Origin of the sequence: Ramlibacter rhizophilus (genome assembly GCF_004681965.1) — a bacterium.
Classification (GTDB): Bacteria; Pseudomonadota; Gammaproteobacteria; order Burkholderiales; family Burkholderiaceae_C; genus Ramlibacter; species Ramlibacter rhizophilus.
Map to the genome: position 1 here is coordinate 52,179 of NZ_SMLL01000002.1, position 15,656 is coordinate 67,834.

Here is a 15,656-nt window from a genome sequence, read left to right on the forward strand (position 1 = left end):
TCCGCCCCCCTGCAGGGAGCATTGAGCTGGTTGATCAACCTTCCGCGACACGGCTGAACCGGTTGGCGGATGCGACTGTGGCTGGAAGGACCGCGTTGCAAACCGGATTATGCCCCCCGAAGCGCCTTCGGCGGACCCCCGTCGGGCTATCGCCCTCTTCCCCCCCAGGGGGGCCACCAGCGGCCCGGCAAAGCCGGTTCCGCGGTGGCCGCTGGTATGGGAACGTGGCGTTCCTGCGACGTGTTCGGTTACCTGCCCTTGATCTGCTCCAGCGCGGTCGGGTCCTCGATGGTGCTGAGGTCGCCGGGGTCGCGGCCCTCGCACACGGCCTGGATGGCGCGGCGCAGGAGCTTGCCGCTGCGGGTCTTGGGCAGCGCGCCCACGAAGCGCACGCGGGCCGGGCGGGCCAGGGCGCCGAGCTGGGTGTCCACCGTTTTCATGATGTCGCCCTCCAGGCGCAGGCGTGCGGCCTCGTCCTCCAGGACAGCGGCCTCGCGCGGGACGACGAAGGCCATGGCCACCTGTCCCTTCACGGCATCGGCCACGCCGACGACCGCCACTTCGGCCACGGCGGGGTGGCTGGAGACGCTCTCCTCGATCTCGCGGGTGCCCAGGCGGTGGCCCGCGACGTTGATCACGTCGTCGGTGCGGCCCAGGATGAAGTAGTAGCCGTCCTCGTCGCGGATGCCCCAGTCGAAGGTGCTGTAGACCGTGCGACCCGGGATGCCTTGCCAGTAGGTGCGCACGAAGCGCTCGTCGTCGCGCCAGATGGTCTGCATGAAGCCCGGCGGCGTGGGCAGCTCGATGGCGACCACGCCCTTCTTGTTCGGCTCGGTGAGTTCCTCGCCGGTGGCCTGGTCCAGGATCTTCACGCGCCAGCCGTACATGGGCAGGCCCGGGCTTCCGAACTTGGCGGGCTGCCGCTCCACGCCGTGCGCGAGGGTGAGGATGGGCCAGCCGGTTTCGGTCTGCCAGTAGTTGTCGATCACCGGCACGCCCAGGGCCTCGTTGATCCAGCGCGCGGTGGGCTCGTCCAGCGGCTCGCCGGCGAGGAAGAGCGCGCGCAGGCTGCCCAGGTCGTGCCGCTTCATGTGCTCGATGTCGTGTTTCTTGAGCACCCGCACCGCCGTGGGCGCGCTGAACATCACGTTGACGCGGTACTTCTCCACCAGCTGCCACCAGATGCCCGCGTCCGGCCGGATCGGCAGGCCCTCGTACAGGATCGTGGCCATGCCGGCGATCAGCGGACCGTAGACGATGTAGCTGTGCCCCACCACCCAGCCGATGTCGCTGGTGCAGAAGTAGGTCTCGCCCGGCGCGCCCTGGAAGATGTGCTTCATGCTGGCCGCCAGGGCGACGGCGTAGCCGCCCACGTCGCGCTGCACGCCCTTGGGGCGGCCGGTCGTGCCGCTGGTGTACATGGTGTAGCTGATCTCGCCGCTGTCCAGCCATTCGCAGGGCACCTGCGCGCCCGCATGGCGCTCGGCCAGCGTCTCCCAGGCATGGTCCCGGCCCGGCACGCGCTCCATGGGCGCGAGCTGCCGGTCCACCAGCAGCACCGCGTCGGGCTGGTGCGCCGACAGGCGCAGCGCCTCGTCCAGCAGCGGCTTGTACGGGATGACCTTGCCGCCGCGCGAGCCGGCGTCGGCGCTCACGACCAGGCGCGGCATGGCGTCCTCGATGCGCGAGGCGAGCGAGACCGAGGCGAAGCCGCCGAACACCACCGAATGAATGGCCCCGATGCGTGCGCAGGCCAGCATGGTGAACACCGCCTCGGGAATCATGGGCATGTACACCAGCACGCGGTCACCGCGGCCCACGCCCAGGGCAAGCAGCATGGCCGCGGTGCGCTGCACCTGCTCATGGAGCTGGGTGAAGGAGTAGCGCTCCTCGCGCCCCGTTTCGGTGGAGACGTGGATCAGCGCCGGCTGGTCGCCCCGTTCACGCAGGTGGCGGTCCACCGCGTTGTGGCACAGGTTGGTGCGCCCGTCGGTGAACCAGCGGGTGAACGGCGGCCGGCTCTCGTCCAGGATCTGGGTGGGGGTGCGTTCCCAGTCGATGAGGCGGGCCTGCTCGGCCCAGAAGGCTTCGGGCTCGTCGATCGAGCGCTGGTAGAAGGCTGCGTAGCTCATGACGTGTCTCCTGGTTCGTTCGATCCACCGCGCCTGTCGCCTGGGCGCCTACTTGATCAGTCCTTGCAGTTCCTTGAAGCGCGGATGCTCGCTGCTGCGCAGCCACTCGAAGACCACCATTTCCGTGGTGACCAGCTCGGCGCCGGCGGCGGCCAGGCGGTCGAAGGCGGCGTCCCGATTGCGTTCGGTGCGCGAGCCGCAGGCGTCCGTGACGACCCAGACCTCCAGCTCTTCGTCCAGCAGCTCCAGCGCGGTCTGCAGCAGGCAGACATGCGCCTCGCAGCCCGCCATGACCAGGGTGCCGCGCGCGGGGGCGGCCGGGGCGGGCTTCTGCAGGTGGCGCGGCAGGCTGCGGGCGTTGCCGGCGGGCGCCTTGGGCGGCGGCACCAAGCGGGGAAGCAGGACGCCGGCGGCGCTGAACTCCATCTTGGGGAGCACTTGCGCCGCCTGCGACCGCAGCTCGGCCACGGTGGGGCCCAGCCCGGCCGGGTTCTGCTCGGTGGCCAGCACCGGTACCGCAAGCGCCTGGGCAGGACGCGCGAGCCGCACGGCGTTGGCCAGGACGGCCTGCGCACCGTCGATGGCCGGCATGAGCCGTTCCTGGAAATCGACCAGGATCAGTTGGGAGTCTTCAGAATCAAGGAGCATCAGGGGATTATTCCAGCCGCCTTCGCTGTCCCGGAACTGACACAGCCGCGCCGCCTGGCCCCTAGGAAAAATACCTATGCAGCCAGCCCCGGCGCAGCCGAAGCTTGGGCTGCGGATCACACCGATTCCCGAACGACGACCCACGCCTTCATGCTCCACGCCCCGAACGCGGCACCGCCCTCCGTCGTCCACCTGCTGTGCGTCGAGGCCCGTGCGGACGACGCCGCACGCATCGCCCGCGCGCTGCACGGCGCGGAGTCGCTGCGCCAGTACGAGCTGCAGCGGGTCGGGGACGAGGACGCCCTGCTCGCCGCCCTGCATCCGCGCATCGACGTCGTGCTGTGCGATTTCAAGCTGCCCGAGGTCTCGCCCTATCGCGTGCTGGACCTGCTGCGCGCGCGCGGCTGGCACATTCCGGTGGTGGTGCTCACCCATGCCATCGGTGAGGAGGCGGCGGTCCACGTGCTGCGCTACGGCGCCAAGGACTACGTCACCAAGGACCGGCTGGCCACGCTGCCGCAGGTGATCGACCGCGTCCTGGCCGAGCGGCGCCAGCAGCGCGAGCAGGAGCACATGGCTGCCGAGCTGGAGAGCGCCTTGCGGCGCCTGAAGGGGGTGTCGGCGCGGCTGGTCGCCTCGCAGGAGCGCGAGCGCGACCTCATCTCGCGCGAGCTGCACGACGAGCTCGGCCAGGCGCTGGCCGGGATGATGATGCACCTGCACGCCGCCCGCCTGAGCCCGGCGGCCGAGAACGCCCGGCGGCACACCGACACCGCGCTGGACATGGCGCAAGGCGCCATCGACCGGCTCAAGGCCCTGTCGTTCTCGCTGCGTCCGGCGCAGCTGGACCTGCTCGGCCTGGCGGCGACGGTCGAGACCGCCGTCAGCCAGGCGGCCGAACCCGCTGGACTGCACGTGGAGTTCAGCACGCGCGGCCAGGAGCCGCCGGCACTGGCCGCCAATGCGTCGGCCGCCGTGCGCCTGGTGCAGGAGGCGGTGGAAAACGTGGTTCGCCACGCCCGCGCGGCCACGGTGCACGTCCGCCTGCGATTCCGGCCGGATGGCCGGCTGGTGGTGATCGTCGCCGACGACGGCATCGGCTTCGACAAGGAACGCCTGCTGCAATCGGGCGCGCAGCGCCACCTGGGCCTGCGCGACATGATCGAGCGCACCGAGCTGGGCGGAGGGCGGCTGCAGATCCGCACCGCGCCCGGACGCGGGGTCACGCTGCGGGCGGTGCTGTAGGCTACGCCGAATTCCGCTTCGCGCCCACGCCATGAACACCAACAAGGACAACCCTCCCGCGATCCGCGTGGTCCTCGCCGACGACCATGACCTGGTCCGCTCCGGCATCAAGGCGCTGCTGGGCATGATCAAGGGCGTGGAAGTGATCGCGGAGGCGCGCGACGGCGGCGAGCTGGTCACCCTGGTGGACAGCCTGCGCCCCGCGGTGGTGATGACCGACATCTCCATGCCCGGCATGGACGGCATCGCCGCCATTTCGCAGATCCATGCGCGTCACCCCGAGGTGCGGCTGCTGGTGCTGTCCATGTACGACACGGTGGACTTCGTCAAGCGTGCGGTGGCCAGCGGCGCCTGCGGCTACCTGATGAAGGACGCACCGCCCTTCGAGCTGGAACAGGCCCTTCGCAGCGTCATGGCCACGGGCAGCTACTTCAGCCCCGCGATCGCGCAGCGCCTGCTGCAGCCTTCGGAGCCGACGGTGGACGACGAGCTCACCCACCGGCAGGTGGAGATCCTGCGCCTCATCGCCCAGGGCAAGGCCTCCAAGGAAATCGCCTACGACCTGGGCCTGTCGCCCAAGACCGTGGACGTGCACCGCGCCCGCATCATGGAACGCCTGCAGATCAACGACATCGCGGGACTGACGCGGTATGCGGTGCGCAAGGGGCTGGTGAAGCCTTGAGTCAAGGAGCCGACGTGGCTGGGCGAAGCCCTTCGACAGGCTCAGGGCGAACGGAGGTTGGGGCTCAGGGCGAACCAAACCACACCGTTCGGGCTGAGCCTGTCGAAGCCCTTCGCCAAGCTCAGGACAGGCCCTTCGACAAGCTGTAGCCTCGTCGATATGCTCCAGCTCATGAATTTGCGCAGCTTCTTCTGCCTGCTCGTGGTGGCGCTCTCGCTCGTCGGCTGCGCCAGCCCGCCCCAGGGGGGCGGGCGTGACATCGAAGGGCCGTCGGCCACATCGCCGCGCAGCCCCGCCGAGGAGCGCAATGCGGCCGACCTGGTCGTCCATGCCATGGGCTTCGTCGGCGTTCCCTACCGGCTCGGCGGCAACTCGGCGCAAACCGGTTTCGACTGCAGCGGCTTCGTCAAGGCGGTGTTCGAGCAGACACGGGGCGTGGCCCTGCCCCGCCGTGCCGACGAACAGGCAGCCACGACGCAGGTGATCGACCGCCAGGACCTGCAGCCCGGCGACCTCGTGTTCTTCAACACCCTGCGCCGCGCCTACAGCCACGTGGGCATCTACGTGGGGGACGGCCGCTTCATCCACTCGCCGCGTGCCGGGGCCGAGGTGCGGGTGGAGAGCATGCAGGGCCGCTACTGGGCGCGGCGCTTCGACGGCGCGCGCCGGGTGATGGCGAGCACCGGTTCAGCGCAAACCGGGTACTAGCCGGCCCGAAACGAGTTCAGCGCCGCGCCGGCGGAACGTCCGTGCAGGTGCCGTGCGCCACTTCCGCCGCCATGCCGATGCTCTCGCCCAGCGTGGGGTGGGGGTGGATGGTCTTGCCGATGTCCACCTCGTCGGCGCCCATCTCGATGGCCAGTGCCACCTCGCCGATCATGTCGCCGGCGTGCGTGCCGACGATGCCGCCGCCCACGATGCGGTGCGACTGGGCGTCGAACAGCAGCTTGGTGAAGCCTTCGTCGCGGCCGTTGGCGATGGCGCGGCCCGACGCCGTCCAGGGGAAGTGGCCCTTCTTGATGGCGATGCCCTGCGCCTTGGCCTGTTCCTCGGTCAGGCCCACCCAGGCGATCTCCGGGTCGGTATAGGCCACGCTGGGGATCACCCGCGCGTCGAACACGGCCTTCTCGCCGGCGGCCACTTCGGCCGCCACATGCGCCTCGTGGACCGCCTTGTGGGCGAGCATGGGCTGGCCGACGATGTCGCCGATGGCGAAGATGTGCGGCACGTTGGTGCGCATCTGCACGTCCACCGGAATGAAGCCGCGCTCGTTCACCGCGACGCCGGCCTTGTCGGCCCCGATCTTCTTGCCGTTGGGCGTGCGGCCCACGGCCTGCAGCACCAGGTCATAGACCTGCGGCTCCTTGGGCGCCTGCTCTCCCTCGAAGCGCACCAGGATGCCGTCCTGCGTGGCCTCGGCGCCCACGGTCTTGGTCTTGAGCATGATGTTGTCGAAACGCGGCGCGTTCATCTTCTGCCAGACCTTCACCAGGTCGCGGTCGGCGCCCTGCATGAGCCCGTCCAGCATCTCGACCACGTCCAGGCGTGCGCCGAGGGTGGAGTACACCGTGCCCATCTCCAGCCCGATGATGCCGCCGCCCAGGATGAGCATGCGCTTCGGGACGGCCGAGAGGCCCAGCGCGCCGGTGGAGTCCACCACGCGCGGGTCCTGCGGCATGAAGGGCAGGCGCACGGCCTGCGACCCCGCGGCGATGATGGCCTGCTTGAAGCGGATGGTCTGCGACTTGCCCGTGCGCTCCTGGCCCTCGCCACCGGTTTCCTCCACCTGCACGTGGTGCGGGTCGATGAAGCTGCCGTAGCCGCGCAGGACCGTGACCTTGCGCATCTTGGCCATGGCCGCCAGCCCGCCGGTGAGCTTGCCCACCACCTTGCCCTTGTGCGCACGCAGCTTGTCCAGATCGACCGTGGGCTTGCCGAAGCTCACCCCCAGCGACTCGAAGTGGCTCACCTCGTCCATCACCGCGGCCACGTGCAGCAGCGCCTTGGACGGAATGCAGCCCACGTTCAGGCACACGCCGCCCAGCGTGGCGTAGCGTTCCACCAGCACCACCTTCATGCCGAGGTCGGCTGCGCGGAAGGCCGCCGAGTAGCCGCCCGGGCCGGCGCCCAGCACGAGCATGTCGCACTCCAGGTCGGCGCCGCCGGCGTAGGAGGACGCGACCGGCGCGGGTAGCGGGCCCCCTCCCCCGCTGGGGGACGGCTGGGGTGGGGGCACGGGCGCCGCGGACGAGGTGGCTGCTGCTGGCGCGGCGGCCCCCACCCTGCCCTCCCCCAGGGGGGGAGGGGAAGAGGCCTGCGCGTCTTGCGAATCCAGCACCAGCAGCACGCTACCCTCGGAGACCTTGTCCCCCAGCTTCACGCGCAGCTCCTTCACCACGCCCGCGTGGCTGGAAGGAATCTCCATGGACGCCTTGTCGCTCTCCACGGTCACCAGCGACTGCTCGGCGCGGATGGTGTCGCCGGGCTGGACCAGCACCTCGATCACGGCGACCTCGTCGAAATCGCCGATGTCCGGCACCTTCACATCGATCAGGCTCATTTGTTGTTGTCCTTGGTCTTGACGGTGAAGACGTCCCAGGGTCCGGCCGAGTTGCGGTCGAACTCGCAGCCCGCGGAGATGCCAGCCTCGGCCACCTCGCGCGCGGTCTTGGCCTTGCCGTAGATGGCATGCATGGCGCCCAGCGCGAAGCTGCGGCCCGAGCCGATGCCCCAGAACTCCTTGAACTCGAACACCTCGCGGTAGCTGTAGAGGCCGTAGATGCCGCTGGCGTTGGCGATCACGACGCTGAACTGGCTGGACTCGTAGGGGTCCGAATCCTCTTCCTTCGTCTGCAGGAAGAAGTTGTCCTTCAGGTAGGGATGCAGCTTGGTGAAGGTGTCGAAGACCTCGTCCTTGCTGCCCAGCTGCAGGATCTCGCGCGGCATGGTGCCCAGCGCCTTGCGCAGCACAGGGAAGTGCGCCACGGTGCCGGCCATGCCGATGTAGTTGGGTCCAGCGTCGGTGTCGATCCGGAAGATCTTCGTGTTCTCTTCGTAGCGTTGCGCCAGGCGCGTGTCACCGAAGGTCACCAGGGTATCCGCCGCGATGGCGATCTGCCCCGCCTTGCGCACCACAACCACAGTCGTCATGTAGAAGCCGCTTTTCTTCTTTAGAGGAGCACCCGCCGGAAGTCGGCCAGGATCTGCCCCAGGTAGGCGTTGAAACGAGCCGCCGCAGCGCCATCGATCACGCGATGGTCCCACGACAGCGACAAGGGCAGCATCAGCCGCGGCTGGAACTGCTTGCCGTCCCAGACCGGTTCGGTCTGGCTCCTGCAGACGCCAAGAATAGCGACTTCGGGCGCGTTGATGATCGGCGTGAAGTAGCGCCCGCCGATACCGCCGAGCGAGGAGATGGTGAAGCTCGCGCCCTGCATCTCGGCGGGGCTCAGCTTGCCGTCGCGTGCCTTCTTGGCCAGCTCGCCCATCTCCTGGCTGATCTGCAGCACACCCTTCTTGTCCGCATCCCGGATCACCGGCACCACCAGGCCGTTGGGCGTGTCCGCCGCGAAGCCGATGTGGAAGTACTGCTTGAAGACGATCTGGTCGCCGTCGAGCGAACTGTTGAATTCCGGGAATTTCTTCAGCGCCGCGACGCAGGCCTTGATCAGGAAGGCGAGCATGGTGACCTTCACGCCGCTCTTCTCGTTCTCCTTGTTCAGCAGCACGCGGAAGGCTTCGAGCTCGGTGATGTCCGCGTCGTCATGGTTGGTGACGTGCGGGATCATGACCCAGTTGCGATGCAGGTTGGCGCCGCTGATCTTGCGGATCCGCCCGACCTCCTTGCGTTCGATGGGGCCGAACTTGGTGAAATCCACCTTGGGCCAGGGCAGCAGGCCCAGCGCCTCGCCACCGCCCGCCGGCGCCTTGCCGCCCGCCGCCTTGGTGCTGGCCTCGCCCTTCATCACGGCCTTGGTGAAGGCCTGGACGTCTTCCTGCGTGATGCGCCCCTTGGGTCCGGTGCCCTTGACCTCTTCGAGGGGCACGCCGAGCTCGCGCGCGAACTTGCGCACCGAGGGCGAGGCGTGCGGCAGTCCCGTGCGCACCTCCGGCTGGTGCGGCGGCAGCGAGGCGGTGGGGGAGATGCGCTCGGTCGCCGGCGACGGAGCCGACGCAGGCACCGGGGCAGCCGCGGGCGGCGCGGATGCGGCGGGCGCTGCGGATGCCGCGGATGCTGCAGGCGCCGCGGCGCCTGCAGCACCTTCGAGCACCGCGATCAGGTCGCCGATGTTGAGCTTGTCGCCCAGCTTGACCGTCAGCTCCTTGAGCGTGCCGGCGGCCGACGACGGGATCTCCATCGAGGCCTTGTCCGATTCGACCGTGATGAGCGACTGTTCCTGCTTGATGGCGTCACCCGGCTTGACCAGCACCTCGATGACGGCGACGTCCTTGAAATCGCCGATGTCGGGCACGCGCACTTCGACCGGGCCTCCACTCCCTCCCCCACTGGCGGAGGGTTGGGGTTGGGGCTCTGGTGCGGCGGACGAGGATGCGGCTGCCGGCGCGGCCCCCACCCTGCCCTCCCCCGGAGGGGGAGGGGAAGACGCGCTCGCTGCCTCGCCTTCCAGCACCAGCAGCACGCTGCCCTCGGCCACCTTGTCGCCGAGCTTGACCTTCAGCTCCTTGACCACGCCGCCCGCCGAGGACGGGATCTCCATCGAGGCCTTGTCCGATTCGACGGTGACCAGCGACTGCTCGGGCTTGACGGTGTCGCCCGGCTTGACCAGCACCTCGATGACCGACACTTCATCGAAGTCCCCGATGTCGGGAACCTTCACTTCGATCGACGCCATGTTTCGTGTTCTCCTTCTTGTCGTTGACGCCGGCTCTCAGGCGTAGAGCGGGTTCACGCGGTCGGTCTTGATCCCGTACCTGGCGATGGCCTCGGCCACCTTGGCGGCAGGCACCGTGCCCTCGTCGCTCAGCGCCTTCAGCGAGGCGACCACGATGTAGTGGCGGTTCACCTCGAAGTGCTCGCGCAGCTTGGTGCGGAAGTCGCTGCGGCCGAAGCCGTCGGTCCCCAGCACGCGGAACGTGCGGCCCTGGGGAATGAAGTTGCGGATCTGCTCGGCGTAGGCCTTCATGTAGTCGGTGGACGCGACCACCGGCCCCTCGCGCTTTTCCAGCTGCGTGGTCACGAAAGCCTTGCGCGGCGCCTCGGTCGGGTGCAGCAGGTTCCAGCGGTCGCAGTCCATGCCGTCGCGGGCCAGCTCGTTGAAGCTGGGGCAGCTCCACACGTGGGCGGAAACGCCCCAGTCCTTCTCCAGCAGCTCCTGCGCCGCCAGCGACTCGCGCAGGATGGTGCCGGACCCGAGCAGGTTCACCTGCGCCTTGCCCTGGCCGGCGCCCGGCTTGAGGAGGTACATGCCCTTGACGATCTCGCCCTCGGTACCGGGCTGCAGGCCGGGCATGGGGTAGTTCTCGTTCAGGAGCGTGATGTAGTAGTACACGTTCTCCTGGTCTTCCACCATGCGCTTGAGGCCGTGCTGCATGATGACCGCCACTTCGTGCGCGAAGGTGGGGTCGTAGCTGATGCAGTTGGGGATGGTGCCGGCCATGATGTGGCTGTGCCCGTCCTCGTGCTGCAGGCCTTCGCCGTTGAGCGTGGTGCGCCCGGAGGTGCCGCCCAGCAGGAAGCCGCGCGCCTGCATGTCGCCGGCCGCCCAGCACAGGTCCCCCACCCGCTGCAGGCCGAACATCGAGTAGTAGATGTAGAACGGCACCATGATGCGGTTGTTGGTGGAGTAGGAGGTGGCCGCCGCGATCCAGCTGGCCATGCCACCGGCCTCGTTGATGCCCTCCTGCAGGATCTGCCCGGACTCGTCCTCCTTGTAGTAGGAGACCTGGTCGCGGTCCTGCGGCGTGTACTTCTGGCCCTCGTGGCTGTAGATGCCGATCTGGCGGAACAGGCCCTCCATGCCGAAGGTGCGCGCCTCGTCCACCAGGATGGGGACGGTGCGGGGGCCGATCTCCTTGTCACGCAGCAGCACGGTGAGGAAGCGCACGTAGGCCTGCGTGGTGCTGATCTCGCGGCCTTCGGCCGTGGGGTCGAGCACCGCCTTGAAGGCCTCCAGCGGCGGCACCTTGAGCTGCTCGTCGGCGCGCGCGCGCCGCTTCGGCAGGTAGCCGCCCAGGGCCTGGCGCCGCGCGTGCAGGTACTGCATCTCGGGCGTGTTGTCCTCGGGCTTGTAGAAGGGAATCTCGGCGAGCTTGTCGTCCGGCACCGGGATGTTGAAGCGGTCGCGGAAGGTGCGGATGTCCTCGTCGGACAGCTTCTTGGCCTGGTGCGCGATGTTGCGACCCTCGCCGGCCTTGCCCATGCCGAAGCCCTTGACGGTCTTGATCAGGAGCACCGTGGGCTGGCCCTTGTGGTTGACCGCGCGGTGGTAGGCCGCATACACCTTCTGGGGATCGTGGCCGCCGCGCTGCAGGCGCCAGATGTCCTCGTCGCTCATGTTCGCGACCATCTCCAGCGCCTTGGGGTGCTTGCCGAAGAAGTGCTTGCGCACGTAGGCGCCGTCGTTGGCCTTCATGGCCTGGTAGTCACCGTCCAGCGTCTCCAGCATGATCTGGCGCAGGATGCCTTCCTTGTCGCGCGCGAGCAGCGGATCCCAGTAGCTGCCCCAGATCAGCTTGATGACGTTCCAGCCGGCGCCGCGGAACTCGCCTTCGAGTTCCTGGATGATCTTGCCGTTGCCGCGCACCGGACCGTCCAGGCGCTGGAGGTTGCAGTTGACAACGAAGATCAGGTTGTCCAGCTTCTCGCGCGCGGCCACGCCGATGGCGCCCAGGCTCTCCACCTCGTCCATCTCGCCGTCGCCGCAGAACACCCAGACCTTGCGCTTGGAGGTGTCCGCGATGCCGCGGGCATGCAGGTACTTGAGGAAGCGCGCCTGGTAGATCGCCATCAGCGGGCCCAGGCCCATGGACACCGTGGGGAACTGCCAGAAGTCGGGCATGAGCTTGGGGTGCGGGTAGCTCGACAGCCCCTTGCCGTCCACCTCCTGGCGGAAGTTCAGGAGCTGCTCCTCGGAGATGCGCCCTTCCATGAAGGCCCGCGCATAGATGCCCGGGGCGCTGTGGCCCTGGAAGTAGATGAGGTCGCCGCCGTGCTGCTCGCTCTCGGCGTGCCAGAAGTGGTTGAAGCCCGCGCCGAACATGGTGGCGAGCGAGGCGAAGGAGCTGATGTGGCCGCCCAGGTCACCGCCGTCCTCGGGATGGATGCGGTTGGCCTTGACCACCATGGCCATGGCATTCCAGCGCATGTAGGCGCGCAGGCGCTCCTCGATCTCCAGGTTGCCGGGGCAGCGCTCCTCGTCCTGCGGCTCGATGGTGTTGACGTAGCCCGTGGTGGCCGAGAACGGCATATCGATGCCTTCCTGCCGCGCCTGCTCCAGCAACTGTTCCAGCAGGAAGTGCCCGCGCTGCCGACCTTCCTGCGCGATGACCGCGGACAGGGCATCGAGCCATTCACGGGTTTCCTGGGCGTCCGCGTCGTTGGCGGCCGCACCGAGGGGACGGTCGGGCTGGGCTGACATGGGCTTGTCTCCTGATTGAGTGAGGCAGGTTAACGGATGGACTCAAGGTCCGCAGCGGGGGCGAGTGTGACACAGGCCACCGTGTTTTTCAAATAGCGCTTCCCCGTTCAGCATTATGAAAAACAAGAGCCCTATACCGACGTTTGTCCCCCGCAGCCACTTGCGGCGCCAGCCTACACTCGGCGGGGTATGCAGGACTCGGTCACCCCGTCGGAATTGCACGAAAGCGTGCCGCCCGCCCCCTGGCTCAAGCGCTGGTGGCGTCGGCAGACGCCCAGCCGGCAGGACCGCTTCGCCATGCTGGCGCCGCTGGTGGCGGTGTTCCTCTTCCTCGCGGCCATCGCCTCGGCCTTCGCCTACCTGCGGCTGGAGGAAGAAGACCGCGAGATGGAGGCCGTCAAGCGGGACGTGGAGTACGCGCAGCAGCGCGTGCGCCTGCGCCTGCTGGAGCGGCAGGAGCAGCTGATGCGCATCGCCCGCGACATCTCCAACCAGGAGGTGGACCCGGACGAATTCGTCGGCCGCGCCGAGAGCATGGTGATCCAGTACCCGGAGCTGCAGGCCCTGTCCTGGATCGACGAGCGCAGGCGCATCAAGGCGAGCTATTCGGCCCCCAGCGTGGCCAGCTTCCAGCAGCGGCTGGCCGGCGAGGTGCTGCGCGCGGGCGAGACGGAAACCATGTACAGCCTCGCGCGCGACCTGCAGCAGCCGGTGTATTCGCAGCCCACCGCCCGCGCGGACAACGCGGGCCTGCTGCAGCTGCACGTGCCGCTCACGGAACAGGGCCGCTTCGCCGGCGTGATCCTGGGCGAGTACTCGATCGACAGCCTGCTTCGCTACGGCGTGCCCACCGAGGTCGCCGCCAAGTACGCCGTCGCCCTCCTCGACGGCAACGGCCAGATGCTCGCCGGCACCACCGTGCCGGTCCGCAGCGCGGCCGGCCAGCTCCTGCCCTGGATCACGCCGCAGGCCAACAGCTACGAGGTGCCGGTCTCCCCGGTGGGCAATGGCCTGGTGATCCGCGCGCAGGCCTACCGCACGTCCCTGGGCGTGATCGGCAGCGGCCTGTTCTGGCTGGTGGGCACGCTCAGCGCCATGACCGCCTGGATGCTGATCGGCAACTGGCGCCACGTGCGCAGGCGCCTGCAGGCCCAGCGCGCCCTGGTGGCCGAGACGAACTTCCGCCGCGCGATGGAGAACTCGGTGCTCACCGGCATGCGCGCCATGGACATGCAGGGCCGCATCACCTACGTGAACCACGCCTTCTGCCAGATGACGGGCTGGAGCGAACAGGACCTGGTGGGCCGCAAGCCGCCCTTTCCCTACTGGCCCGACGAGGACCGCGACCTGCTCACCGCGCGGCTGGAGGACGAACTGCAGGGGCGCACCACCCCCGGCGGCTTCCAGGTCCGCGTCAAGCGCCGCGACGGCAGCCTCTTCGATGCCCGCCTGTACGTCTCGCGGCTGATCGACGCCAAGGGCCAGCAGACCGGCTGGATGACGTCCATGACCGACATCACGGAGCCCAATCGGATCCGCGAGCAGCTGCAGGCCTCGCACGAACGCTTCACCACGGTGCTCGAGGCGCTGGATGCGTCGGTCTCCGTCGCGCCCCTGGGCAGCGAGGAACTGCTCTTCGCCAACAAGCTGTACCGCCAGTGGTTCGGCACGCATACGGTCGGCCACCTGCAGATGGTGGCGCAGGCGGGCACGCCCGGCCATGCGCGCTCGGACGAGACCATGGACGAAGTCGACTCCTACGTGGGCCTGCCCACGGGGCAGCTCGACGCCGTGCACAGCGGCAACGCCGAGATCTTCGTGCCGGAGCTGGGCAAGTGGCTGGAGGTGCGATCGCGCTACCTCAACTGGGTGGACGGCCGACTGGCGCAGATGGTGATCGCCACCGACATCAGCGCGCGCCGGCATGCCGAGGAGCAGGCGGCGTTGCAGGCCGAGCGCGCCCAGTCAGCCAGCCGCCTGATCACCATGGGCGAGATGGCCTCCAGCGTGGCGCACGAGTTGAACCAGCCGCTCACGGCCATCAACAATTACTGCAACGGGCTGCTGACCCGCATCCGCAGCCGCCAGATCCAGGAGGACGACCTGCTGGCGGCGCTGGAGAAGACCGCGCGGCAGGCGCAGCGCGCCGGGCAGATCATCCAGCGCATACGCAGCTTCGTGAAGCGCAGCGAACCCAATCGCACCCTGTCCGAGATCGCGCCCATGGTGACGGAGGCCGTGGAACTGGTGGAGATCGAACTGCGCCGCCGCAACGTGAAGCTGGCGCACTTCGTCGCGGCGCGGCTGCCGGCGCTGATGGTCGATCCCATCCTGATCGAGCAGGTGCTGGTCAACCTGCTGAAGAACGCCGCCGAATCCATCGACCTCGCGCGGCGGGGACCCTCGGCGCGCAGCATCGAGCTGCGCGTCGTGCCGCGCCAGATCGACGCGCAGGAGGTCGTGGAGTTCTCGGTGCGCGACACCGGGCGGGGCCTCGCGCCTGAGGTGATGGACCGCCTCTACGAAGCCTTCTTCTCCACCAAGGCCGAGGGCATGGGCATCGGCCTGAACCTGTGTCGCACCATCGTGGAGTCGCACCAGGGAAGGATGCATGCACAGAACATCTACAATGGCCCGGACGTGGCGGGCTGCGAGTTCTCGTTCTGGATTCCGGTCAACGTCGCGATGAACAACACAGCAGGCAAGGACGCAGGGGTGACAGCATGAGCCTGGTTCCCAAGAAGGGCACCGTCTATGTGGTGGACGACGACGAAGCCGTCCGAGACTCGGTCCAGTGGCTGCTCGAAGGCAAGGACTACCGCGTCCGCTGCTTCGATTCCGCCGAGACCTTTCTTTCCCGCTACGACCCGCGCGAGGTCGCCTGCCTGATCGTGGACATCCGCATGGGCGGCATGACCGGCCTGGAGCTGCAGGACAAGCTGATCGAGCGCAAGTCGCCGCTTCCCGTCGTCTTCATCACCGGCCATGGCGACGTGCCCATGGCCGTCAACACCATGAAGAAGGGCGCCATGGATTTCATCCAGAAGCCCTTCAAGGAAGAAGAACTCCTGAACCTGGTCGAGCGCATGCTCGATCACGCGCGCGGCTCCTTCGCCGAGTACCAGAGCGCCGCCAGCCGCGACGCCCTGCTGGCCAAGCTCACCTCGCGCGAGGCGCAGGTGCTCGAGCGCATCGTCGCCGGCCGCCTGAACAAGCAGATCGCCGACGACCTGGGCATCAGCATCAAGACGGTGGAGGCGCACCGCGCCAACATCATGGAAAAGCTCAATGCCAACACCGTGGCCGACCTGCTGAAGATCGCGCTCGGACAGAACGCACCCAAGAGCTGAT

General features: G+C 68.4%; 11 protein-coding genes. 5 read left to right on the forward strand and 6 right to left on the reverse strand.

Annotated elements, in window-relative coordinates; translation table 11 throughout:
• Positions 1-248: 248 nt before the first annotated feature.
• Together EZ242_RS04925 and EZ242_RS04930 are read right to left on the reverse strand one after the other, a co-directional pair.
• A complete protein-coding gene (locus EZ242_RS04925) occupies positions 249-2,156 on the reverse strand; it encodes a propionate--CoA ligase (protein ID WP_276606533.1) in 1,908 nt (635 codons plus the stop codon).
• A gap of 24 nt (positions 2,157-2,180) precedes the next feature.
• Positions 2,181-2,780: an isochorismatase family protein gene (locus EZ242_RS04930; RefSeq protein WP_135284035.1), complete on the reverse strand. Its 600-nt coding sequence runs from the start codon at positions 2,778-2,780 to the stop codon at positions 2,181-2,183.
• A 150-nt stretch (positions 2,781-2,930) separates the two neighbouring features.
• Between EZ242_RS04930 and EZ242_RS04935 the strand changes: the two genes are divergently transcribed.
• The 3 genes from EZ242_RS04935 to EZ242_RS04945 all read left to right on the forward strand — a co-directional run bounded on the left by EZ242_RS04935 (position 2,931) and on the right by EZ242_RS04945 (position 5,415).
• Entirely contained in the window at positions 2,931-4,025 is a 1,095-nt protein-coding gene (locus EZ242_RS04935; RefSeq protein ID WP_135284036.1) for an ATP-binding response regulator, read from the forward strand.
• Positions 4,026-4,056: 31 nt separating this feature from the next.
• The gene (locus tag EZ242_RS04940; protein ID WP_135284037.1) at positions 4,057-4,707 is read left to right on the forward strand and encodes a response regulator; all 651 of its coding nucleotides are present in this window, start codon (positions 4,057-4,059) and stop codon (positions 4,705-4,707) included.
• 171 nt (positions 4,708-4,878) lie between these two features.
• Positions 4,879-5,415, forward strand: coding sequence for a C40 family peptidase (locus EZ242_RS04945; protein WP_205960594.1), 537 nt, complete (start codon positions 4,879-4,881; stop codon positions 5,413-5,415).
• A gap of 16 nt (positions 5,416-5,431) precedes the next feature.
• Here EZ242_RS04945 and lpdA read toward each other — a convergent pair whose 3' ends face one another.
• The 4 genes from lpdA to aceE are packed head-to-tail and all read right to left on the reverse strand — an operon-like array spanning position 5,432 to position 12,305.
• Positions 5,432-7,267 carry a dihydrolipoyl dehydrogenase gene (lpdA, locus tag EZ242_RS04950; protein WP_135284039.1) on the reverse strand — a complete coding sequence of 612 codons (1,836 nt, stop codon included), beginning with the start codon at positions 7,265-7,267 and terminating at the stop codon, positions 5,432-5,434.
• Positions 7,264-7,857, reverse strand: a complete 594-nt coding sequence (locus EZ242_RS04955) for an Ntn hydrolase family protein (protein ID WP_135284040.1) — start codon at positions 7,855-7,857, stop codon at positions 7,264-7,266. The genes lpdA and EZ242_RS04955 overlap by 4 nt, the downstream gene beginning before the upstream one ends.
• Before the next feature lie 20 nt (positions 7,858-7,877).
• On the reverse strand, positions 7,878-9,560 hold the full coding sequence (gene aceF, locus EZ242_RS04960) for a dihydrolipoyllysine-residue acetyltransferase (protein WP_135284041.1): 1,683 nt from the start codon (positions 9,558-9,560) through the stop codon (positions 7,878-7,880).
• Positions 9,561-9,596: 36 nt separating this feature from the next.
• Positions 9,597-12,305, reverse strand: coding sequence for a pyruvate dehydrogenase (acetyl-transferring), homodimeric type (gene aceE / locus EZ242_RS04965; protein ID WP_135284042.1), 2,709 nt, complete (start codon positions 12,303-12,305; stop codon positions 9,597-9,599).
• A gap of 189 nt (positions 12,306-12,494) precedes the next feature.
• On the opposite strand from aceE, the gene EZ242_RS04970 reads away from it, so the two are divergent.
• Together EZ242_RS04970 and EZ242_RS04975 are read left to right on the forward strand one after the other, a co-directional pair.
• The gene (locus EZ242_RS04970) at positions 12,495-15,032 is read left to right on the forward strand and encodes a PAS domain-containing sensor histidine kinase (RefSeq protein WP_135284043.1); all 2,538 of its coding nucleotides are present in this window, start codon (positions 12,495-12,497) and stop codon (positions 15,030-15,032) included.
• On the forward strand, positions 15,029-15,655 hold the full coding sequence (locus tag EZ242_RS04975) for a response regulator transcription factor (RefSeq protein ID WP_135284044.1): 627 nt from the start codon (positions 15,029-15,031) through the stop codon (positions 15,653-15,655). Before EZ242_RS04970 ends, EZ242_RS04975 begins: the two co-directional genes overlap by 4 nt.
• The last annotated feature ends 1 nt before the right edge of the window (position 15,656 follow it).

Coding starts and splice junctions, on each gene's coding strand:
- EZ242_RS04930 (WP_135284035.1), bottom strand. CDS start 2,780: ATGCTCCTTGATTCTGAAGACTCCCAACTGATCCTGGTCGATTTCCAG.
- EZ242_RS04935 (WP_135284036.1), top strand. CDS start 2,931: ATGCTCCACGCCCCGAACGCGGCACCGCCCTCCGTCGTCCACCTGCTG.
- EZ242_RS04940 (WP_135284037.1), top strand. CDS start 4,057: ATGAACACCAACAAGGACAACCCTCCCGCGATCCGCGTGGTCCTCGCC.
- EZ242_RS04945 (WP_205960594.1), top strand. CDS start 4,879: ATGAATTTGCGCAGCTTCTTCTGCCTGCTCGTGGTGGCGCTCTCGCTC.
- lpdA (WP_135284039.1), bottom strand. CDS start 7,267: ATGAGCCTGATCGATGTGAAGGTGCCGGACATCGGCGATTTCGACGAG.
- EZ242_RS04955 (WP_135284040.1), bottom strand. CDS start 7,857: ATGACGACTGTGGTTGTGGTGCGCAAGGCGGGGCAGATCGCCATCGCG.
- aceF (WP_135284041.1), bottom strand. CDS start 9,560: ATGGCGTCGATCGAAGTGAAGGTTCCCGACATCGGGGACTTCGATGAA.
- aceE (WP_135284042.1), bottom strand. CDS start 12,305: ATGTCAGCCCAGCCCGACCGTCCCCTCGGTGCGGCCGCCAACGACGCG.
- EZ242_RS04970 (WP_135284043.1), top strand. CDS start 12,495: ATGCAGGACTCGGTCACCCCGTCGGAATTGCACGAAAGCGTGCCGCCC.
- EZ242_RS04975 (WP_135284044.1), top strand. CDS start 15,029: ATGAGCCTGGTTCCCAAGAAGGGCACCGTCTATGTGGTGGACGACGAC.